Origin of the sequence: Aliarcobacter vitoriensis (assembly GCF_003316695.1) — a bacterium.
Taxonomy (GTDB): domain Bacteria; phylum Campylobacterota; class Campylobacteria; order Campylobacterales; family Arcobacteraceae; genus Aliarcobacter; species Aliarcobacter vitoriensis.
The window spans coordinates 1-20,685 of the sequence record NZ_PDKB01000014.1 but is presented as its reverse complement, the minus strand read 5'-3'; the positions used below and the strand labels follow the sequence as shown (position 1 = coordinate 20,685).

Annotated in this window: 22 protein-coding genes and 1 pseudogene; 9 read left to right on the top strand and 14 right to left on the bottom strand. The window is 27.8% G+C overall.

The genetic code is table 11. From position 1 onward, the window contains the following. Positions 1–40 precede the first annotated feature (40 nt). Positions 41–721 (top strand): thiaminase II, encoded by a 681-nt coding sequence (tenA, locus tag CRU91_RS08485; protein ID WP_113894795.1) that lies wholly within the window; start codon positions 41–43, stop codon positions 719–721. A 57-nt stretch (positions 722–778) separates the two neighbouring features. Here tenA and rpsI read toward each other — a convergent pair whose 3' ends face one another. The 14 genes from rpsI to rpsT form a co-directional block, all read right to left on the bottom strand. Further along, entirely contained in the window at positions 779–1,168 is a 390-nt protein-coding gene (gene rpsI / locus CRU91_RS08480; protein WP_113894794.1) for a 30S ribosomal protein S9, read from the bottom strand. A 5-nt stretch (positions 1,169–1,173) separates the two neighbouring features. Beyond that, entirely contained in the window at positions 1,174–1,593 is a 420-nt protein-coding gene (rplM, locus tag CRU91_RS08475; protein WP_113894793.1) for a 50S ribosomal protein L13, read from the bottom strand. 75 nt (positions 1,594–1,668) lie between these two features. Next, positions 1,669–3,054 (bottom strand): sensor histidine kinase, encoded by a 1,386-nt coding sequence (locus CRU91_RS08470; protein ID WP_113894792.1) that lies wholly within the window; start codon positions 3,052–3,054, stop codon positions 1,669–1,671. After that, positions 3,048–3,722, bottom strand: a complete 675-nt coding sequence (locus tag CRU91_RS08465; protein WP_113894791.1) for a response regulator transcription factor — start codon at positions 3,720–3,722, stop codon at positions 3,048–3,050. The genes CRU91_RS08470 and CRU91_RS08465 overlap by 7 nt, the downstream gene beginning before the upstream one ends. Next, positions 3,712–4,143, bottom strand: coding sequence for a hypothetical protein (locus CRU91_RS08460; protein WP_235826981.1), 432 nt, complete (start codon positions 4,141–4,143; stop codon positions 3,712–3,714). The genes CRU91_RS08465 and CRU91_RS08460 overlap by 11 nt, the downstream gene beginning before the upstream one ends. Continuing rightward, positions 4,130–4,798, bottom strand: a complete 669-nt coding sequence (locus tag CRU91_RS08455; RefSeq protein WP_113894790.1) for a phosphate signaling complex PhoU family protein — start codon at positions 4,796–4,798, stop codon at positions 4,130–4,132. The genes CRU91_RS08460 and CRU91_RS08455 overlap by 14 nt, the downstream gene beginning before the upstream one ends. Then, positions 4,798–5,568: a phosphate ABC transporter ATP-binding protein PstB gene (gene pstB, locus CRU91_RS08450; protein WP_113894789.1), complete on the bottom strand. Its 771-nt coding sequence runs from the start codon at positions 5,566–5,568 to the stop codon at positions 4,798–4,800. Before pstB ends, CRU91_RS08455 begins: the two co-directional genes overlap by 1 nt. A gap of 10 nt (positions 5,569–5,578) precedes the next feature. Then, positions 5,579–6,766: a phosphate ABC transporter permease PstA gene (pstA, locus tag CRU91_RS08445; RefSeq protein WP_235826980.1), complete on the bottom strand. Its 1,188-nt coding sequence runs from the start codon at positions 6,764–6,766 to the stop codon at positions 5,579–5,581. After that, positions 6,763–7,692: a phosphate ABC transporter permease subunit PstC gene (gene pstC / locus CRU91_RS08440; protein ID WP_113894858.1), complete on the bottom strand. Its 930-nt coding sequence runs from the start codon at positions 7,690–7,692 to the stop codon at positions 6,763–6,765. The genes pstA and pstC overlap by 4 nt, the downstream gene beginning before the upstream one ends. Before the next feature lie 64 nt (positions 7,693–7,756). Continuing rightward, the gene (locus CRU91_RS08435) at positions 7,757–9,487 is read right to left on the bottom strand and encodes a GGDEF domain-containing protein (RefSeq protein ID WP_113894788.1); all 1,731 of its coding nucleotides are present in this window, start codon (positions 9,485–9,487) and stop codon (positions 7,757–7,759) included. A 58-nt stretch (positions 9,488–9,545) separates the two neighbouring features. Continuing rightward, the gene (locus CRU91_RS08430) at positions 9,546–10,601 is read right to left on the bottom strand and encodes a substrate-binding domain-containing protein (RefSeq protein WP_113894787.1); all 1,056 of its coding nucleotides are present in this window, start codon (positions 10,599–10,601) and stop codon (positions 9,546–9,548) included. A gap of 157 nt (positions 10,602–10,758) precedes the next feature. Continuing rightward, on the bottom strand, positions 10,759–11,388 hold the full coding sequence (locus CRU91_RS08425) for a hypothetical protein (RefSeq protein WP_113894786.1): 630 nt from the start codon (positions 11,386–11,388) through the stop codon (positions 10,759–10,761). Between the two features lie 218 nt (positions 11,389–11,606). Then, positions 11,607–12,674 (bottom strand): peptide chain release factor 1, encoded by a 1,068-nt coding sequence (gene prfA, locus CRU91_RS08420; RefSeq protein WP_113894785.1) that lies wholly within the window; start codon positions 12,672–12,674, stop codon positions 11,607–11,609. A gap of 7 nt (positions 12,675–12,681) precedes the next feature. Beyond that, a complete protein-coding gene (gene rpsT, locus CRU91_RS08415) occupies positions 12,682–12,942 on the bottom strand; it encodes a 30S ribosomal protein S20 (RefSeq protein WP_113894784.1) in 261 nt (86 codons plus the stop codon). Between the two features lie 82 nt (positions 12,943–13,024). On the opposite strand from rpsT, the gene glmM reads away from it, so the two are divergent. From glmM to CRU91_RS08375, 8 genes and pseudogenes are all read left to right on the top strand, one after another. Beyond that, the gene (glmM, locus tag CRU91_RS08410; RefSeq protein ID WP_113894783.1) at positions 13,025–14,359 is read left to right on the top strand and encodes a phosphoglucosamine mutase; all 1,335 of its coding nucleotides are present in this window, start codon (positions 13,025–13,027) and stop codon (positions 14,357–14,359) included. Next, on the top strand, positions 14,356–14,832 hold the full coding sequence (gene lspA / locus CRU91_RS08405; RefSeq protein WP_113894782.1) for a signal peptidase II: 477 nt from the start codon (positions 14,356–14,358) through the stop codon (positions 14,830–14,832). Before glmM ends, lspA begins: the two co-directional genes overlap by 4 nt. Before the next feature lie 65 nt (positions 14,833–14,897). Next, positions 14,898–16,166, top strand: coding sequence for a 3-isopropylmalate dehydratase large subunit (gene leuC, locus CRU91_RS08400; RefSeq protein ID WP_113894857.1), 1,269 nt, complete (start codon positions 14,898–14,900; stop codon positions 16,164–16,166). Then, a complete protein-coding gene (mobA, locus tag CRU91_RS08395) occupies positions 16,167–16,748 on the top strand; it encodes a molybdenum cofactor guanylyltransferase MobA (protein ID WP_113894781.1) in 582 nt (193 codons plus the stop codon). Between the two features lie 96 nt (positions 16,749–16,844). After that, on the top strand, positions 16,845–18,314 hold the full coding sequence (locus CRU91_RS08390; protein WP_113894780.1) for an NAD(P)/FAD-dependent oxidoreductase: 1,470 nt from the start codon (positions 16,845–16,847) through the stop codon (positions 18,312–18,314). A 17-nt stretch (positions 18,315–18,331) separates the two neighbouring features. Then, on the top strand, positions 18,332–19,519 hold the full coding sequence (locus CRU91_RS08385; protein ID WP_113894779.1) for a rhodanese-like domain-containing protein: 1,188 nt from the start codon (positions 18,332–18,334) through the stop codon (positions 19,517–19,519). A gap of 182 nt (positions 19,520–19,701) precedes the next feature. Then, positions 19,702–19,896 carry a hypothetical protein gene (locus CRU91_RS08380; protein ID WP_113894778.1) on the top strand — a complete coding sequence of 65 codons (195 nt, stop codon included), beginning with the start codon at positions 19,702–19,704 and terminating at the stop codon, positions 19,894–19,896. Continuing rightward, positions 19,890–20,685: pseudogene (locus CRU91_RS08375) on the top strand (hypothetical protein); the annotation flags it as partial. The gene CRU91_RS08380 and the pseudogene CRU91_RS08375, both read left to right, overlap by 7 nt.

Here is a 20,685-nt window from a genome sequence, read left to right as displayed (position 1 = left end):
AATTATGATAGAATATATCAAAAAATAATAAAGGATAAAAATGTCATTTTCAAAAAGTTTAAAAAATAAAGCCCAAAAAGTTTGGGAAGATGGATACAATCACCCTTTTGTACAAGAGCTAGGAAAAGGTACATTAGATAAAGAAAAATTTAAATTTTATTTATTACAAGATTATTTATATCTTTTGGAGTATTCAAAAGTTTTTGCTGCTGCAATACTAAAAGCTGAAGATGAAGATATGTTAGCAAGGCTTAGTTCAATATTGCATAGTACTCTTGTAGATGAAATGCAAGTTCATCGAGAGTATATGAAAGAGTTTGGAATTAAAAAAGAAGAAGTAGAAAATGTTAAAGCTTCATTATTTAGCAGAGCATACACTTCAAATATGTTAGCAGTTGCACAAAAAGGTGGTTTAGTAGAGATTTTAGCTACTGTATTTCCTTGTGCATGGACTTATTGTGATTATGGAAAAAGGTTAAAAGAACAATATAAAGATAATTTAGAAGATAATTTTTATAAATCTTGGATAGAGATGTATTCTGGAGAAGCTTTTGAACAATCATTTGAATGGTTTTATGATGCAGTTGATAAATTGGTTGAGAATAAAACACAAAAAGAGAAGGAAAAAATTGAAGAAATTTTTATATCTAGTGTTGAATTTGAATATATGTTTTGGGATATGGCATATAAAAAAGAGATGTCATATAACCTTAGTAAATAAGGCATAAAAAAAGGAGTGATAAAACCACTCCTTTGGGAAAATAAAGAAAAATACCAATTATCTTTTTGAGAATTGAGAAGATTTTCTTGCTTTTTTCTTTCCGTATTTTTTTCTTTCAACACTTCTAGCATCTCTAGTTAATAAACCATGAGGTTTTAAAATTGTTCTAAATTGCTCATCAAAAGCAACTAAAGCTCTTGAAATTCCATGTCTTGCAGCGTCCGCTTGAGCAGAATATCCACCACCCAATGTTTTAACAACAACATTTACAGATGCTTCTTGTTTTGCTACTTGTAATGGTTGTAAAACTCTTTTTTTGATAGACTCATGACCACCTAGCCAAGCATCTAAAGTTTGACCATTAACTGTTAATTGTCCATTTCCAGACTCTAACCATACTTTTGCTATCGCAGTTTTTCTTCTTCCAGTTGCATATACTTTTGCCATTACTATTATCCTTTAATTTGAGCCGTATGAGGATGTTCACTTCCTGCATATACTTTTAATTTTTTTAACATAGCTTTACCAAGAGTAGTTTTTGGAAGCATACCTCTAGTAGCTAATTTATACAATTTTTCAGGGTTTTTTTCAATCATATCTGACATTTTGTGAGTTTTTGTACTTCCAAAATAACCTGAGTGTGTATAGTAGTTTTTCTCTTCTAATTTAGCACCAGTAAATTTAGCTTTACTTGCATTGATAATTACTACATAATCTCCGCAATCAACGTTAGGTGTAAAACAAGGTTTATTTTTTCCTCTTAATATTGTAGCAACTTCAGTAATAATTCTTCCGAATACTTTACCTTCTGCATCTACTACAACCCAAGATCTTTCGATTTCGTTGGCTTTTGCCATTTGAGTAAATTTCATTTATTAACTCCCTTTCAATAATAAGTTGGAATAATAGTTAAGTATTGCTTTTGTTTTGCTTAAATTAAGTAGATTTTAATGATAAATTATAAATTTTGAACCAACATCGATTTGAGACTCTATTTCAAGTCTAAAATTGTGTAATTTTAATATAGATTGAACTATAAATAATCCTAATCCTAAAGAGTTATTCCATTCATTATTTGAAACTCTATAAAACTTCTTTTTTATTTTTTCAAGTTCTTCTTTACTTATTCCTATACCTTTATCTATAATTGCAATAGAAGTTTTTGTGATTTCAATTTCTATATCTTCTTTTGAGTATTTAAGAGCATTTTCTATTAGATTTGATATTGCTATTGAAATTAAAGTTTCGTCAACTTTAAGATAAATATCATCACCAACAACTTTTATTTCTCTATTTTTATATTTAAATTTCAAGTCACTTATAGAATTTTCTAAAATCTTTTTTATAGATATTGAACTTAAAATAAGCTCTTGTTTTTGTTCTTGTAATTTTAAAGTTAATCTTAATTTATCTATGATTTGTGCCATTTTATTTGAGTTTGAAAATATTTTATTTAAAAATTTGATTTTCATATCTTTTGGCATATCTTTATCATCCATCAAAGTTTGACTATATCCAGAAATTATAGCTATTGGGTTTTTAAACTCATGAGAAATAGCTGATATAATGTCATCTTTTTGTCTATTCGCAATAGTCAGTTTTGCAGTGTGTTTAGCTTTGGCTTTATCTTTTTTAGCCAATTTTATAGCTACTTTATTTAGTAGTTTTGCTATTTTATAAAATTCAAAAGTATAATTTGATTTTAATAACATTGGTTTTCTTTTTTTTGTCAATTCTTTTAAAAAATGAAGTATAAAATCAGTCTCTTTTTTTATTTTTAAACTTATAAAATAGGTTGCCAAGAATGCAATAAATAAGAAAATAGAGATATATGCAAATATTTCTAAAGTTAATTTCATAAAATTATCAGTGATTTTATTTGTATAATCAGACATTCTTATATAAAATATTTCTTCATTTATGATAGTTTTTTTAGCTACATATAAAAGTTCTTTATCCAAAGTTTCAGATTTCCTTATATCTTTTCCAAGACCAATATTCTCTGCTTCTATTATCTCAACTCTATTTTTATGGTTATTTATTCCATCTAAATTTTTGTGGCTTTCAGCTATTACATCGCCTTGATCATTGATTAACGATATTCTTAAAGATAGTTTTGAACTAAGATTTTGAACAATATTTTTCAAGCTATTTATATCTTTTGAATCTTCTAAAACAACTATTAAAGTATCAATATTTTGTAAAAGGTTTTTCTCTATTTGATTTATATATAGATTTTTTGCCCAAAAATAAGTAGTGAGTGTTACAGTCAATAATATTGCAACAAATATTGTAAGATATGTTCGTAAAAATAGCTGGTGAATTTTTAGCAAAATATGTAACCTTCTCCTCTAACAGATTTTATATAATTCTTTTTGTTTTTTGGGTCTATTTTAGATTTTAGTCTTTTTATAGCTACATTTACAGTTTTCTCTTTTTTATCCAAAGAGTCTTCCCACACTTTTTCCAATAAATATTCTCTTGAGAGTAGAATATCTTTATTTTTTATGAATTCTAAAAGTAGGTTTGATTCAAGTTGTGTTAATTCGACTTCAATATTTTCAATATAAAATTTTTTATTTGAAGAGTTATATAAAATATCTTTTACTTTTAATACTTCTACATCTTTTGAAGTTCTTTTTAGTACAGCTTTTACTCTAGCACTTAGTTCTTTTATATTGAAAGGTTTTGTTATATAATCATCAGCATAAGACTCGAATCCTTCTATGATATCTTCATCTTTATCTTTTGCTGTTACATAAATAACTGGAGTAGAGTAACCATCTTTTTTAATACTAGAAATAAAAGTGGTACCTTCTATACCACTTAGATTTCTATCCATCAATATTAAATCAATAGTTTCTTCTTCTAAAACTTTTTTTACATTGTCATTTATAGATAAAAATCCTATTGTTTCATATCCTTCTTTTTGTAAGGTATATTCAAGAAGTTCTAATATATCTTCTTCATCTTCTATTATTAAAATTAGTTTATTGTTCATTTTGTATCACATCTTGTTTTTTATCATTTTGTGGAGAGAATTTTATAGCTAATATTCTAAAAATAAAGAATATAAATATAACTAAAAGTAGAAAAACAATATCAAAATACTCTCTATTTTTATTCGTAGCTAGAATTATAACTTCTCTTATTAAAAATATAATAAAAATATCAAGGACATATCTAAGTCTTAAAGTCTCTTTTGTTATAAACTCTGAAATCATCTTCACAACTTCCATAATAACAATAAATTCTAACATTAAGATGATTGCTTTATAAAAGTCGTGACCAGCAATAAGTATCGTTAAAAAGATAATTATTGCAACTAAAACTTCAAAATGTGAACTAAAATATTTTGAAATTTTTCTTATAGCTTTTTTAAAATGTCTAATATAAAAGATTTCGCTATTATGATTGTTCAATATCTCCACCAACTTGTGCAAATTGTAATAATCTTGCAATAGATACTGCTCTATCAGCAATTTTTTCTAATCTTCTCAAACTACTTAAAATATCAAAATACTCTTTTGATAAATCAAGTTTTTTTGAAATTAGTTTTAAGATATTTTTCTCTATCATAAGGTATAAATCATCTGTTTTACTCTCTTCAACTATAACTCTATGATATTTTTCTTCTATATGTTTTTCATCTTTTTCATCAATAATAGAAGTTGCAGTTTGTAAAGACAATAGTGCTGATTTTAAAAGAGGAATTGCATATTCTAAAATAACATTTGTATCTAAATCACTTGAATATGATTTTTTAAACATTTTTGCAAAATCTTTTGTGTTTGCAGCTGTTCTTGCTAATTCATTTGTAATTTTTAGAAAAGATACTAATCTTCTTAAATCTTTTGCTTCAGGTGCATATAAAGCCATTGTTCCAACGATAATATTATCTATTTCGTTTGATTTATGAAGAGTTTTTTTCTCACTTATTTCAACATTACTTAAATCTTCAATTTTTCTATCATTTAAAGCTTTTAAGCAAATCTCTAAAGCTTCAATCACTGAAAATCCTATTTGTTTTACTTCTTCTTTTACTGTTGCTAGTTTTATTTCGTATGGTTTTAACATTATCCAAATCTCCCTGTTATGTAATCTTCTGTTTTTTTATTGTGTGGATTAACAAAAATAGTTTCTGTTATATCGTACTCTATCAATTTTCCTAAGTGGAAAAATGCTGTATAATCAGCAACCCTTGCAGCTTGTTGCATATTGTGAGTTACAGTTATAATCGTATAATCTTGTTTCAACTCAAGCATAAGTGCTTCAATTTTTTCTGTACTTATTGGATCAAGTGCAGATGTTGGTTCGTCCATTAGAATAATTTCTGGTTTAATAGCGATTGTTCTAGCTATACAAAGCCTTTGTTGCTGACCACCTGAAAGTGAAGTTCCTGGTTGTGTTAATTTATCTTTTACTTCATTCCAAAGTCCAGATTTAATTAAAGAAGTTTCAACTAACTCATCACACTCTTTTCCTTTTCTTACAAGTCCATGTTTTAAAGGTGCATAAGCAACATTATCATAAATAGATTTTGGAAAAGGGTTTGGTTGTTGAAAAACCATTCCTACTTTTTTTCTAACACTTACTTCATCTACATCTTTATCATATATATTTTTCTTATCTATGATAATTTGTCCATCTATTTTAACTATTGGGATTAAATCATTCATTCTGTTTATACATCTTAAAAATGTTGATTTTCCACAACCTGATGGTCCAATCAATGCTGTGATTTTATTTTGATATAAATTTACATCTATATCAAATAAAGCTTGATTTGTTCCATAAAATAGATTTAAATTTTTTACATCTATTTTTGATTTGATTTCTGTACTCATTTTTTTCCTTTTACCATTTTACTTCAAGTTTTTTTCTAAGATAAATTGCGATTGCATTTAGTGAAATTAGTATTGTTAATAGTACTAAAATCCCTGCAGCTGTTTTTTCTATATACATACCTTCAGGCATTCCAGCCCAAGTGAAAAGTTGTGCTGGCATAACAGTTGCTGCACCAGTAACCATAGTTGGAGCATCTGGAATAAATGCAATCATACCTATGATGATTAAAGGAGCAGTTTCTCCCATAGCTTGAGCTAAACCGATGATTGAACCTGTTAAAATTCCTGGAAATGCTAAAGGTAAAACATGATCTCGTGTTACTTGAATTTTATTTAATCCTAAACCATATCCAGCTTGTCTAATACTATCTGGAACTGCTCTTAAAGCTGCTCTTGAACTTACAATTATAATTGGTAGTGTCATAAGAGCTAAAGTTAATCCTCCAACTAGTGGTGAACTTCTTGGCATACCAAAAAGATTTATAAATATTGCAAGACCTAAAAGACCAAACAAAATAGATGGAATAGCTGCAAGGTTATTGATATTTATCTCTATAAATCTTGTAAATTTATTATCTCCTGCAAACTCTTCAAGATAAATTGCTGTCATTACTCCTATTGGGAATGCAACAAGCATTGTTATGATTAAAGTTAAAATTGAACCAACAACCGATGAGAAAATCCCAGCATATTCAGGTATTTTTGAATCACCATTTAAAAAGAATAAAGAGTTGAATCTTTTTTCTATTAAACCATTTGAATATAGTTCATCAACTATTGCTATTTCTTTATCTTTTAAATTGTGATGGTGATTTTTTATGTATTGATCAACTTGGTGATTTGTTAAAATCCAAAGATTCTGTGTTGTATCTTTATACTCTGGATTTTTTTCTAATAGTTTTGGTAAATCTCTTAAAGCTGCTCTTGAAACTATATTTCTAAATTCACTTGGAACTGCTAATCTTGTATCATCCAATGTTTTTTCGTTGAAAGTTACATCAACTTTTACGAAAGCTATATTAAAAGCTGGAACACCTTTTCCAATCATATCAAAAAGAAAGAAAGCTAAAAATGCTATTGAAAATACCAAAGAAGTTATAGTAAACTTCTTAAATCTTGCTGCACTAGCATGTCTTTTTTTCAATGTTGGGTCATAAAATGGATTGTTTTGTTTATTTTTCTTATTTCTTTTTATCATAATGTATTCACTTTATATTTTTCTTTAAATTTTCTTATCAATGACAATGAAATCATATTTAAAACCAAAGTTACGATAAACAGTACTAAACCTAAAGCAAAGGCTGAAAGTGTTTCTGGTGAATTAAACTCAAAATCTCCAACTAAAGAGTTTACAATTGTAACTGTAACTGTTGTCATATCTTCAAGAGGATTTATAGATAAATTTGGTCGTAAACCTGCTGCCATAACAACAATCATTGTTTCACCTAAAGCTCTTGATAAAGCTAAAAGACATGCTGAAATAATACCTGGCATAGCTGATGGTAAAACTATGTTTTTGATAGTTTCTCCATGTGTCATACCCAAACCAAATGCTGCTTTTCTTTGACTATCTGGAACAGCTCTTATAACATCATCTGAAAGTGAAGAAACCAAAGGAATTATCATAATTCCCATAACAACTCCAGATGCTAAAGCACTATTAAATGTCGCTTCAAGCCCAAAAAAGTTTGCTGCTTTGACAACAAAAGGAGCAACTGTAATAGCTGCAAAGAAACCATAAACAACAGTTGGAATACCTGCAAGAACTTCCAAAATAGGTTTTAGATAATCTCTTAATTTTGGACTTGCGTATTCACTCATATATATAGCACTTCCAAGCCCAATAGGAATGGCAACAAGTAAAGCTATAACTGTAATTACAAATGTTCCTGCAAAAATAGGTAAAGCACCAAATTGGCTATTTGCAGTTCCTGGAGTCCATTGTGTACCTGTTAAAAAGTACCAAAAGCTTCTTAACTTAAAGAACTCTATTGCTTCAAATAAAATTGAGAATAAAATACCAAAAGTTGTTAAAATAGAGATACCAGCTGCAAAAATAAGTGCATATTTTATAAGCTTCTCATTTAGTTCTCTTCGTTTTTTTTGTGATTGAAAACTACTCAACAAAATCGACCTTTGTATTGAATTTATGGAATTTTAGAAGAACTTGATTACAATTGAGTTACATTTATATAATTTTAAAAATAGGTTCTTTTGAGTTTTTAGAGGCTTTTTTTACAATATTTAAAGTGTTGTCAAAGTTCAAAATATCTGATTGAGAATTTATCTCCAAAATAGCACAAGAAACAGATAGTAAATCAAACTTTCTAGTTGTACCAAATCTATCTTTTCCTACTATAAAATTGTTTTGTTTATCCTCTTTTGAGTATAAGTTTTTTACACTATTTTTAAATTCATCTTGTATATTTGAAGTTAGTTCAAAAACATCTTTGTAGTTGTAGTCTATTAATCCTACAAAAAAATCATCACCACCAATATGAGCTATAAAACTATTTTTTTGATATCTTTTTTGTAATAGTTCAGAAAATATTAAAATAGCACGGTCACCTTGTCTAAAACCATAAATATCATTAAATGGTTTAAAATCATTGAAATCAAAATATATAATATAAGTAGTATTTAATTGAGAATTTTTAAATGATGTATCAATATATTTTTCTATTTGACTATTTCCTGGAAGTTTTGTAAGTGGATTTTGATTTGTTGCTATTTCTATATTTCTTTTATACGATAAAGTTAAAAGAGAATTCAGATTTATAAAACCTTTGTATTTATCCGAACTAGTGATAAATATACCTAAAGAATCATTGAAGTTGAGATTATACATTTCAAGAATTTTATCAATTCCCCATGATATTTCTACACTTAATGCAGGTTTGATATATTTTAATAAAGTAGATGAAAATGTTTTATTTTGTGCTAATGATAGACCATACTGAGAGTAAGATATTTTTTTGATATCACTTTCATAAATTATTCCTAACAAATATCCAAACTCATCTACAATAGGAACAAAGTTATGTTGAGTATTCTTTTTGAAGTGCAAAAACAAATCATACAAAGAGGTATTAACATCCAATGGAGTAATCTCTTCTATAAATTTACTATCAATAGTCCTATTTGTATCATTTCTTTTATCTTTTGCTATTAAATCTACTATATTGTTATATAAAATTTCAATTTCATTTATATTTTTTGTAGGTTTTTGAACTAAATACCCTTGTATAAAATCTGCTCCTATATCTTTACAAGTATAAAATTCTTTGATAGTTTCTACTCCTTCTGCAATTACTTGTATTCCCATAATATGTGCCATATCAATAATAGAGGAACAAAATAGTTTTTTCTTTGAATCCTGGTCTATATTTGAAATAAAAAATCTATCAAGTTTTATGATATTTGCTTCACTAAAATATAAAAGTTTTAATCCTGAAACACCTATTCCAAAATCATCTATTGCAATTGAGTAACCACTTTGTTTATATTTTTCAAGCATTGAAGATAGAGCATTTTGCTCTATTGCTGTACCTTTTTCACTTAGCTCAAAACATATTCTTTCTTTGTTTAGGTTGTATTTTTTTAATATCTTTTCTGTATTTCCTGATGAATAGCTTTTATTGTAAATAATCCTATTATCTAAATTGTAAAATAGTTTTAAATTTGAATAATTTATTTTTGCAAATTTACTTATAGCTTTTTCTCTTAATTGTAAATCTAGTTCGTATAAATAGTCATTGTTGAAAGCTAAATCAAATAAGTCATCAATATTTGTGAGATTTGGTATATCTTGAACATTTCTTAAAAGTGCCTCGACTGCATAAATTTTCCCACTGTGAGAGTAGATTATTGGTTGAAAAGCATAATCAAGCTTTGATATTATTTCAGTCCAATTTGGCATAGTTTTCCTATATGGTATTTTAAAAAGAGGTTAAGAAGTAGAGTTTATCTACTTCTTATTAGTGTTTTAAATCAGCTTCTGTTAGTTTTTCACTATTTAAAACTTTTGCTCTAGCTTTTGTTCTAACATCATCAGTCAATGGAATAAGTCCGATTTCAGTTAGAATTCCATCTTTTCCAATCATTTTTTCAGATACGAAAAGTTTTGTAAACTCTTTTAAAGATGGAACATCTTTTGAGTGTTGATTTTTGATATAAAAATACATTGAACGAGCAACAGGATAAGAAGCATTTGCAATAGTATCAACTGTTGGTGCAACATTGTCTATACTAAGACCAATAACTTTATCTTTATTTTCAGCTAAGAAAGAGTAACCAAAAATACCAATTGCCGCTTCATTTTTTGTAAGTCTTTGAACTATTAAGTTATCATTCTCACCAGACTCTACATAAGCCCCATCTGTTCTGATTTCTGAATAAGCTTTATATTTTTTATTTGCTTTTTCATCAGCTTTAAATAAATCTGTATAAACTGATTGTTTTTCAAATATACTTTGTAATACTAACTCTTCAAAAGAATCTCTTGTTCCAGATGATTTTGGTGGACCATAAACTATGATTTCTCTATTTGGTAAGTTACTACTAATATCTGACCATTTTTTGTATGGATTTGCTATTAAAGATTTACCATCTTTTGAAGGAACTTCTTTTGCAACTGCTAAAGCTAATTGTTCTTTTGTTACATTAAAACTTTGTACTTTTGAACTTTGTGCTATTGCAATACCATCAAATCCAATTAAAGCTTCAGTTACATCAGTAACACCATTGTCTTGACACATTTTTAATTCATTTGCTTTAATTTTTCTTGAAGCATTTGCAATATCTGGTGTATTTATATCAGCACTAGCACAAAATAGTTTTATTCCTCCACCTGTTCCAGTTGATTCAACAACAGGAGTTGGATAAGATGTTGTTGCTCCAAATTCTTCAGCAACTGAAGATGAAAAAGGATAAACTGTTGATGAACCAACAATTTTGATTTGGTCTCTTGCACTTAAACTTGATACTAATAAGGCACTTGCTATCAATGCCACAGATGATTTTTTTAAATTCATTTTTTCTCCGATAAATTTTATTTACGGAAGAATTCTAATAAGCCTTGATTACAGTTTGGTTACTTTTGTATAAATTTAAACTTGAAAAGGATAGTTTTTTATAATAACTACTTTAGAGATATTTATTTATCTGTATCCCCAATAAGGACATTTAATATTATGCATAATATGGCTCTTTAGTCGCTTTATTAAAGTTCTCTTGAAAATTTTTATAAAAATCAGATATATTTTGATATTGCTCTTGCACTTTTTTATCTGCATTTGAAGATTTTGAATTTATTAAAGCTTTTTCAAAATTAGCTATGGCTTTATCTATAAAAGAAACAAAATCTATATTATTTAACTCATTTTTATGATTTATCACATAATTACCATTTGAAGATCTGCCATTTTTCATAAAACTTGCATTTATATCTTCATTTTTAGAAAACTCTTGTAAATTCATTTGAAATTCAAAAGATAAAAGTCCAGTTTTTTCTGGATCTGTATTTTGTAAAGTTTCATAATATGCTTTATTGATACTACTATTCTCACTATAATTTAATGCACCTTTTAAGTGTAAAAACTTACTATATTGGGAAGCTTTTATATCTCCATTATCTGATAGTTCTTTATATCTTTTATCAAACTCTTCTTGATGAGTTTTTGCCTCTTCAAAAGAAATATTTAGTAAATCATTTGCCGAATAGTTACTATAATCTATTTTTTCAAGTTCCTTATAATAAGCTGTACTTAAATTTTTTACACTTTGTGTTTGATATATATTTGTAGTTTGATTTATTTCCATTTTTTTTTCCTTGTGTTTATATATTATAATAAATCAATTATCATTTTAATATAAAACTGTAACGAAAACTTGGTATGATTTGTATGATTTTATTTAAAACAAAAACAATAAATCTAAGTAAAAATAAAAATATTAGTAAAGATAAGATTGATTTAAAAATTATAAAAGTATTTTTATTTTGTTATTAGTATTTAAAAAAGAAAAACAAAAAAGGCTTTTTATAGCCCATTTGCTTCGATAAGTCGAGATTGATGATCAGCAATAAGAGGATCAATTACTTCATCAAACAACCCATCATTTAAGATGTTTTCAAGTCTGTAAAGAGTCAAATTTATTCTATGATCACTGATACGATTTTGTGGGAAGTTATAAGTTCTTATTCTTCCACTTCTATCACCAGTTCCTACTTGCTCTTTTCGGTTTGCACCTTCAGCTTCCATCTTTTTTTCCATCTCAATTTCAAAAAGTTTAGCTTTTAGAACTTTCATAGCTCGCTCTTTGTTTTTATGTTGAGATTTTTGATCTTGATTTGTTACAACAATACCAGAAGGAATATGTGTGATTCTTACAGCCGAGTCTGTAGTATTTACAGATTGACCACCATTCCCACTAGCTCTCATAACATCAATTTTTAAATCATTTTCATTTATTTCGACTTCAACATCATCAACTTCAGGCATAACTGCAACTGTAATAGCTGATGTATGAACTCTACCTTGAGATTCTGTTGCTGGAACTCTTTGAACTCTATGAGTTCCACCTTCAAATTTTAGTTTAGAATACACATGGTCACCTTTTACTAAGATTACTATCTCTTTGTAACCACCTGCTTCACTATCACTTGAACTCATAATCTCTACTTTCCAACCATTATTTTCAGCATATCTTAAATAACCACGGAATAAATCACCTACAAATAGTGCAGCTTCATCTCCGCCTGTTCCCGCTCTTAGCTCCAAGTAAATATTTCTATCATCATTTGGATCTTTTGGAATCATCAAAACTTTTATCTCTTCTTCCAAAATTGGTTTTGAAGTTTCTAATTCTTTTAACTCTTCTTTTGCTAATTCGCCAAGTTCAGCATCATCAAGGATAAGTTTGTTTTCTTCAATATCATCAAGAACTTTTATATACTCTTTAGCTTTATTTACTATTGCTTCTATACTTGATTGTTCTTTTGACAAAGATGTCATTCTTTTTATATCACTTGTGATATCAGGACTCATCAATAATTGAGTGATTTCCTCATATCTAGTAATAAATGGTTGGAGTCTATTTTTTAACATAAATTACTTATATAGCATTTACTTTTAATTGTAATCTACTTACTTTTCTAGCTGCTGTACCTTTTGGTAAAATACCTTTAGAAACGCAGTGGTGGAAATATTTGTTTGCAACTTTCATTGCTTCAGTAGCTTTTGTTTTGTCTCCAGATTCAACTGCAGCAACTACATCTTTAGTTATATTTTTAATTCTAGTTTTATAGAATCTATTTCTTTCAGTCTTAACTAAAGTTTGTCTAGCTCTCTTTTCAGAAGATTTGTGATTTGCCATTTTTTTAACCTCTTTATAAAATTTTAAAGGATAGAATACTATCCAAAATAACTTAAACAGAGTTTAATTTTAGGAAGATTTAATGAAACTATTTGGAACAGATGGAGTTAGAGGAAAGGCTGGAGCATTTTTAGATGCTTTTACTGTAATAAAACTTGCACAAGCTGCTGGTGTTCATTTTAGAAAACACTCAACAACAAATAAAATTTTAGTTGGAAAAGATACAAGAAGAAGTGGATATATGATAGAAAATGCACTTGTTAGTGGTCTTACATCTGTTGGATATGATGTTATCCAAATAGGACCTATGCCAACTCCTGCAATAGCATATTTAACAGAAAGTATGAGATGTGATGCTGGAATTATGATAAGTGCTTCACACAATCCTTTTGAAGATAATGGAATAAAGTTTTTTGATAATCATGGAAATAAACTAAGTGTTGAAGATGAAAAAGAGATTGAAAAAATATTTTTCAATCATGATTTACTCCAAAGTGAACAAGTAACTGGTATGGATATTGGTTCATCAAAAAGAATAGATGATGTTATTGGAAGATATATTGTTGTTATTAAGTCATCGTTTCCAAAAGATTTAACTCTAAAAGGTTTAAGAATAATTCTTGATTGTGCAAATGGTGCTGCGTATAAAGTTGCTCCTACAATTTTAGAAGAATTAGGTGCAGATGTTATCACTATAAACAATAAGCCAAATGGATTTAATATAAACGATAATTGTGGAGCGATGCACCCAGAAAATGTAGCAAAACTTGTAAGAGAGTATCGAGCAGATATTGGATTGGCTCTTGATGGTGATGCAGATAGATTGGTTGTTATTGATGAAAAAGGTGAGATAGTTGATGGGGATAAACTTTTAGGAGCATTGACAATATACTTAAAACAAGAAAATCTATTAAAAGGTGATGCTTGTGTAGCTACAGTTATGTCAAATAAAGCCTTAGAAGACTATTTAGCAAACCATCAAATTAAACTTTTAAGAAGTGATGTTGGAGATAAATACGTTCTTGAACTCATGAAAGAACAAGGTATAAATTTTGGTGGAGAACAAAGTGGACATATTATTTTTTCTGATGCTGCAAAAACTGGAGATGGTTTAGCTTCGGCATTGCAAGTGTTGGCGATGATGATTAGAAGTAAGAAAAAAGCAAGTGAAGTTTTAAATCCTTTTACTCTGTATCCACAGATTTTACATAATATGAAAGTTAATGAAAAAATACCATTAAAAGATATAAAGGGTTTAGATGAAATTTTAAAACCTTTAAGAGAAAAAGGAATGAGAGATTTGATAAGATATTCTGGAACAGAGAATAAAATCAGACTTCTACTCGAAGGAAAAAATAAAAAAGATGTAGAGACTGGAATGGAAACTTTAATTTCTTTTTTTAAAAAAGCTTTATGAAAAGAGAGTTTAAATTAGCAGTTGCTATTTTTATAGCGATTTTTATCATAGACCAAGTTGTAAAGTTTGGTTTTGCAAATCTTGGTTGGGATGCAAATGGAAGTGTTATGAGCTTGAAACTTGCTTACAACTATGGAGTTGCTTTTTCTATGTTCTCTTTTTTGGATGAGTATTTAAAATATATCCAGCTTTTTATAGTAGTTTTAGGAAGTATATATTTATATAAAAATATATATTTATTTAAAGAATATTATATTGCAATAGGGCTTTTATATGCTGGTGGATTGTCAAATATTTTGGATAGATTTACTTATGGTGCAGTTGTTGATTATTTTTATTGGCATTATGGATTTGAGTTTGCAATTTTCAACTTTGCAGATGTTATGATAAATGTTTCCGTTGCTATTATAATCTTTATTCAAATACGAAACAATAGAAGAGAAAAAAATTTAAAAGAGAAAAGCTCTTTGTAGCTTAAAAGAGTTTTTTGGTTATAATCTTGGCAAAATTCTCAAAATTAAACAGTTTAGGAAAAAATATGGGTCAAACAATTACAGAAAAAATTTTTAGTGAACATGTTGGAAAAAAAGTTTATGCAGGAGAAATTGTAAGAAGTCCAATTGATATGGTAATTGGAAATGATATTACAACTCCTATTTCTATTCGTGCATTTGAAGAGGGTGGTTTTAAAAAACTAGCAAATCCAGATGGTTTTGCAATAGTTTTAGACCATTTTATTCCAGCAAAAGATATAGCTTCAGCAAATCAAGCAAAGATTAGTAGAGATTTTGCATTAAAATACAATTTAAAAAACTTTTTTGATGAAAAAGATATGGGAATAGAACATGCACTTTTACCTGAAAAAGGTTTAGTAATTCCTGGTGATGTTATCATTGGTGCAGATAGTCATACATGTACACACGGAGCTTTAGGAGCATTTTCAACTGGTATGGGTTCAACAGATATCTCTTTTGGAATGATTACTGGTGGGAATTGGTTTAAAGTTCCAGAATCTATAAAAGTAGTATTTAATGGTCGTCCATCTAAATATGTAACTGGAAAAGATTTAATTTTAGAAATTATTAGAATACTTGGAGTTGATGGAGCTTTATATAAAGCTTTAGAATTTACAGGAGATACAATAAAATATTTATCAATGGATGATAGATTTAGTTTATGTAATATGGCTATTGAAGCAGGTGCTAAAAATGGAATTGTAGCTTACGATGAGATTACAAAAGAGTTTTTGGATAGTAGGGATAGTTTAAGAGCAGAGCCTAAAATTCATTATAGTGATGAAGATGCTGTTTATTGTCAAGAGATTGTTATTGATGTAGAAAAACTAGAGCCTGTTATTGCATATCCATATTTACCATCAAATGGTCATAGTGTATCTCAAGCTGTTAAAGATGATATCAAAGTTGATCAAGTATTTATAGGTTCATGTACAAATGGAAGATTAAGTGATTTTAAAGTTGCAGCTGAAATTTTAAAAGATAAAAAAGTAGCTCGACATGTAAGACTTATCTTAACTCCAGGAACTCAAAAAATATTAAGAGAAGCTACAAAACTAGGATATATTGATACTTTAGTTGATGCTGGAGCAGTTGTATCAAATCCTACATGTGGAGCATGTCTTGGTGGATATATGGGAATTTTAGGAGATAACGAAGTATGTATCTCTACAACAAATAGAAACTTTGTTGGAAGAATGGGAAGTAGAAGTTCAAAAATCTATTTAGCAAATAGTGCTGTTGCCGCTGCAAGTGCTATTAGTGGATATATTACAGACCCAAGAAGTTTATAAATGATTATTCCATTTGAAATACCTTGTGTTATTTTAAGTGGAGGTAAAAGTTCACGAATGGGAGAAGACAAATCTCTTCTTCCCTTTAGCTCTTCAAACTCTTTGATAGAATATCAATTTGAAAGACTAAAACCTCACTTTAAAGATATTTATATCTCTTCAAAAAGCAATAAATTTAATTTTCTAAATTCTAATAATCTAATCCTAGATGAAAATAAAGAGATTTTCTCGCCAATTTTAGCTTTACAAACTATTTTAGAAACAATAAAAGATGAAAAAGTTTTTATTATCGCAGTGGACACACCTTTTGTAAAAATTGAAACAATAAAAGAACTAATAAGTAAGAGTTTAGATTTTGATATAACCATTGCTCAAACACCTTTAAAAACACACAATTTATGTGGAGTATTTTCAAAAAATATTTTAAATAGAATTAAAAATATGATAAAAGATGATATTCATAAAATAAATTATTTAGTTAGGAATTCTAAATATAATATTTTAGACTTTCAATATGAAGATGAATTCTTAAATATAAACTCACAAGAAGATTATTATAAATCACTACAAATTATAAGATAAAATGATATATATTTGAAAATACAAACTTATATAAAGTAAGTGTATTATTATAATTATTTTGCTAGTATATTATATATTTATTTTAAGGAAAAAATAATGAATAAAGATGAGTTAAGAAAAGCATTTGAGATTATAGATAGTGAATTAAAAAAATCTGGAATCTCAAGAAGAGAAGCTTTTAAATTAGCAGGTCTTGGAAGTGCAGCACTTTTAACTGGTGGAACTCAAGCTAGTGCATCAACAGCTGCAAAAGCTAGTGAAGCAAAAGGGAAAATCCTTATTATTGGTGGTGGATTAGCTGGTATTTCAACAGCTGCAAGGTTGGTTAATACATTATCAGATCCTGACATTACAATTGTTGAACCAAATCCTAAATCAGTATCTTACCAACCAGGGACTACTCTTGTAGCATCTGGAATTTATAAATCAAAAGATGAATTACTTTTTGAAACAAAAGATTATTTACCAAATGGTGTTACTTTCATAAAAGATAAAGCTGTTGATTTTAATCCTGAAGCAAATAAAGTGACATTGGCATCTGGAGATGTATTATCTTATGATTTTTTAATTGTAGCAGCTGGGGTTACTCTTGATTTTGCTGCAATTAAAGGATTAGAAGAGATAGGAGATGCTTATAGTGCTGGAGATGCTTCAAAAATTTTAAAAGTTTTTGGTGATAGTGGAGTAACATCTGTTTATAATATTGATAGTTCAGCACATATGTGGGAGCAAACTCAAAAGTTTATTCAAAAAGCAAAAGATGGGCAAAAGGTAAAAGGTGTATTTACTGCACCAAATACTCCTATAAAATGTGGAGGAGCTCCTAAAAAAGTTATGTATCTTACAAATGCAAGATTAAATGAAGCAAAAGCAAGAGCGAATGCTGAATTAACATTGTATGATAATAATGATAAGCTATTTAGTGTTAAGGAATTTGCTGATGCTATTGAAAAGCAGTTTATTGCAAGAGATATGAAATGGAATTTTCAACATAATTTAGTTGAGGTTGATATTGCAAAAAAAGTTGCTATTTTTAATAAATTTTGGGAAGAAGAGGGTGCTTATGATAAAGATTTAGAAGAGTATGATATTGTTAAAAAAAGCCAAAATATTGAAGTTCCTTTTGATTTTTTACATATTACTCCTCCACAAAAAGCTCCAGATGAAATAGGAAAATCTGAAATTGGTTCAGAAAAAGGTTGGATCCCTGTTAATAAAGAAACATTGCAACATGTAAAATACAAAAATGTTTTTGCTTTAGGTGATATAGCAGCTGTACCACTAGGTAAAACAGGAGGAACAGTAAGAAAACAATATAAAGTTTTAGTTGAAAATTTAATAGCAGTTATGGAAGGTAAAGAGCTAACAGCTAGATTTGATGGCTACACAGTTTGCCCAGTTTTAACTGATATTGGAAAAGTTATGCTTGCAGAATTTGATTGGACATCAAAACCAACTCCTATTATACCACTTGATCCTACACAAGAGAGATGGATTTGGTGGATATTAAAAGTTTATATTTTAAAACCAATGACAATGTATGGAATGCTAAGCGGTAGAGCTTAAAATATAGGGAGAACAAAATGAAAAAAATAGTTAGTAGTTTAGTTGTAGTATCAATTTTAGGTTTTGGTGGATTATTTGCAAATGAGATACCAAATTTAACAAAACCAACTCCAGCAGTTTTGGAGTTGATAAATAAATACAAATTAGAACAAGTTGATTTCGAATATGTTAAGCAAAAAGTTGGTATTGGACATAGAGGTTCAGCTGAAGCTATTTTAATCGATGCAAGACCAGAAGCAAAATATGTAAGAGGTACGATTCCTTCTAGTTTAAATATTACAGATGGAACTTTTGAAGATGGATATAAACAACTTATAGATGTATCTAAAGATAAAGAATTAATTGTTTATTGCGGTGGATATGGATGTGAAAAAAGTCCAATTGTTGCAAATCTTTTAAAGAAAAAAGGGCATAAAAAAGTAAAAGTTTATAGTGCTGGAGAACCGCAATGGGCAACAAAAAGCTATTTAGAAGTTGGTACAGTAGTTATTAAATCTTATCAAGAAAACAACAGTGCTTTACTTGTAGATGCAAGACCAAATGCAAAATTTATGCAAGAAACTATTTTAGGAAGTATTTCTATTCCTGATACTGAACTTGATAAGTTAATAGGTAGATTTCCTATAAATAAAGATGAAAAAATCGTAACTTTTTGTTCTGGTTATTCTTGTGAAAAATCAAATATTGTAGCAAATAAACTTCTTGAATTAGGTTATAAAAATGTTTCTGTATATGCTGGTGGAGTTCCAGAGTGGAAGAAAGCTGGACTTCCTACAACAATAGGTGGTAAAAAATCAGAAGATAAACCAAAAGAAGCCAAAAAAGAGTTTAGTAAAAATGGTGCAAAATTAGGAAGTGATGAAGGAACTGTTGATGGAGAGTGGTTAAAATCATTAATTTTAGAAAATAAAGTTCCTTCTTATATTCAAATTGTAAATGTACTTTCTAAAAAAGACTTTGAAAAAGGAAATATTGAAGGTAGTATAAATATCGAAACTGATAAATTGAGTGCAAAAGAGATACTTGAAAAGTTACCAAAAGATAAAACTATTATTTTTCATTGTAGTGCTGGTGCTAGATCATTGGAAGCATATATGAAATTACAAAAAGATAAAGTTGATTTATCAGAAATTTTTTACTTTGATGCAAATATTATTTGTGAAGGTAATAAATGCAAAATTGATGTAAATGAGCCTTTAGAATAAAATAAACTAATCCACTTCTTCTATATCTTTCTCTTTATATTTTAAAATATAAAAGAGGAAGATTTATTAAAATCTACAATTTCCAATAAATATCAAACTATTACATATAAATTTAATAAAAATTAAATGGGTTTTTAATTGCAAGATAAGATAAGATAAGATTATCTTTTTTAAGGATTAATATGACAAAAGAAAAAGATATTGAACTTAATTTTTTAATTTACCAGTTATTGAGTTACGTTGAAGACGAGTATTCACTACAAAAATATGATTGTAAAGATATATCTCAAAAACAAGTATTAAAAGATATCTTAAACCAGCTAAATAAAATAAGAATAATAATTGAAAGAAATCAACCAAGGAGTGAAGAATGTTAAAAAATTTAAATACAAAGCAAAAAATTATTGGGTTATCATCTAGTATAATGATATTATTTATGATATATGGATTTATTTCTGGTAAATCATTTTCATTGATAATTAATGATAGTGAATATATTGAGAATACTGTTGTTCCAGAAATAATTCATTTATCTAAATTTGAAAAATATATTTTAGATATGCAACTATCAATATCAAATGCAATTATTGAAAATAACTTCGATAAAATAGGTGAAGCAAAAGAGTATTTTAATAAAGCTTCTATAGAAATGAGTGTTATACAAGAACTATTTAAAAATAATAGTAATGAATTAAAAAATATAAAAAATCTAGAGTTATTGGCTAAAAATTTATTTACTGAAGGTGAGAATATAGCAAACAAATTTATAGTTACTGAAAATAAAAATATAATACTAGAGCAATCAATTGAAGCTTATTCAGAGCATTTACATCATTTTGAAAATGAGATAGAAAAAGAAATACAGAAAGTAGAAAATAATTTAAAATCAAATGTAAATGAAATAATAGCGTTGTCGAAAGATTCTTTGTTTGAAGGAATAGTTTTACTAGTAATTGGAGTGTTGATTGGATTTACTGTTAGTGTTGTTATAATAAAACAGATTTCTAAGTCTTTAGACAGTTTTAAATTAGGATTACTAGGATTTTTTGCATACTTAAATAGAGAATCAAATACAACAGAACTTTTAGAAGATAGTTCAAAAGATGAATTTGGACAGATGGCAAAAGTAGTAAATGAGAATATTATAAAAACAAAAGCAGGAATAG

Coding starts and splice junctions, on each gene's coding strand:
- tenA (WP_113894795.1), top strand. CDS start 41: ATGTCATTTTCAAAAAGTTTAAAAAATAAAGCCCAAAAAGTTTGGGAA.
- rpsI (WP_113894794.1), bottom strand. CDS start 1,168: ATGGCAAAAGTATATGCAACTGGAAGAAGAAAAACTGCGATAGCAAAA.
- rplM (WP_113894793.1), bottom strand. CDS start 1,593: ATGAAATTTACTCAAATGGCAAAAGCCAACGAAATCGAAAGATCTTGG.
- CRU91_RS08465 (WP_113894791.1), bottom strand. CDS start 3,722: ATGAACAATAAACTAATTTTAATAATAGAAGATGAAGAAGATATATTA.
- CRU91_RS08455 (WP_113894790.1), bottom strand. CDS start 4,798: ATGTTAAAACCATACGAAATAAAACTAGCAACAGTAAAAGAAGAAGTA.
- pstB (WP_113894789.1), bottom strand. CDS start 5,568: ATGAGTACAGAAATCAAATCAAAAATAGATGTAAAAAATTTAAATCTA.
- pstA (WP_235826980.1), bottom strand. CDS start 6,766: ATGATAAAAAGAAATAAGAAAAATAAACAAAACAATCCATTTTATGAC.
- CRU91_RS08435 (WP_113894788.1), bottom strand. CDS start 9,487: ATGCCAAATTGGACTGAAATAATATCAAAGCTTGATTATGCTTTTCAA.
- CRU91_RS08430 (WP_113894787.1), bottom strand. CDS start 10,601: ATGAATTTAAAAAAATCATCTGTGGCATTGATAGCAAGTGCCTTATTA.
- CRU91_RS08425 (WP_113894786.1), bottom strand. CDS start 11,388: ATGGAAATAAATCAAACTACAAATATATATCAAACACAAAGTGTAAAA.
- prfA (WP_113894785.1), bottom strand. CDS start 12,674: ATGTTAAAAAATAGACTCCAACCATTTATTACTAGATATGAGGAAATC.
- rpsT (WP_113894784.1), bottom strand. CDS start 12,942: ATGGCAAATCACAAATCTTCTGAAAAGAGAGCTAGACAAACTTTAGTT.
- glmM (WP_113894783.1), top strand. CDS start 13,025: ATGAAACTATTTGGAACAGATGGAGTTAGAGGAAAGGCTGGAGCATTT.
- lspA (WP_113894782.1), top strand. CDS start 14,356: ATGAAAAGAGAGTTTAAATTAGCAGTTGCTATTTTTATAGCGATTTTT.
- leuC (WP_113894857.1), top strand. CDS start 14,898: ATGGGTCAAACAATTACAGAAAAAATTTTTAGTGAACATGTTGGAAAA.
- mobA (WP_113894781.1), top strand. CDS start 16,167: ATGATTATTCCATTTGAAATACCTTGTGTTATTTTAAGTGGAGGTAAA.
- CRU91_RS08390 (WP_113894780.1), top strand. CDS start 16,845: ATGAATAAAGATGAGTTAAGAAAAGCATTTGAGATTATAGATAGTGAA.
- CRU91_RS08385 (WP_113894779.1), top strand. CDS start 18,332: ATGAAAAAAATAGTTAGTAGTTTAGTTGTAGTATCAATTTTAGGTTTT.
- CRU91_RS08380 (WP_113894778.1), top strand. CDS start 19,702: ATGACAAAAGAAAAAGATATTGAACTTAATTTTTTAATTTACCAGTTA.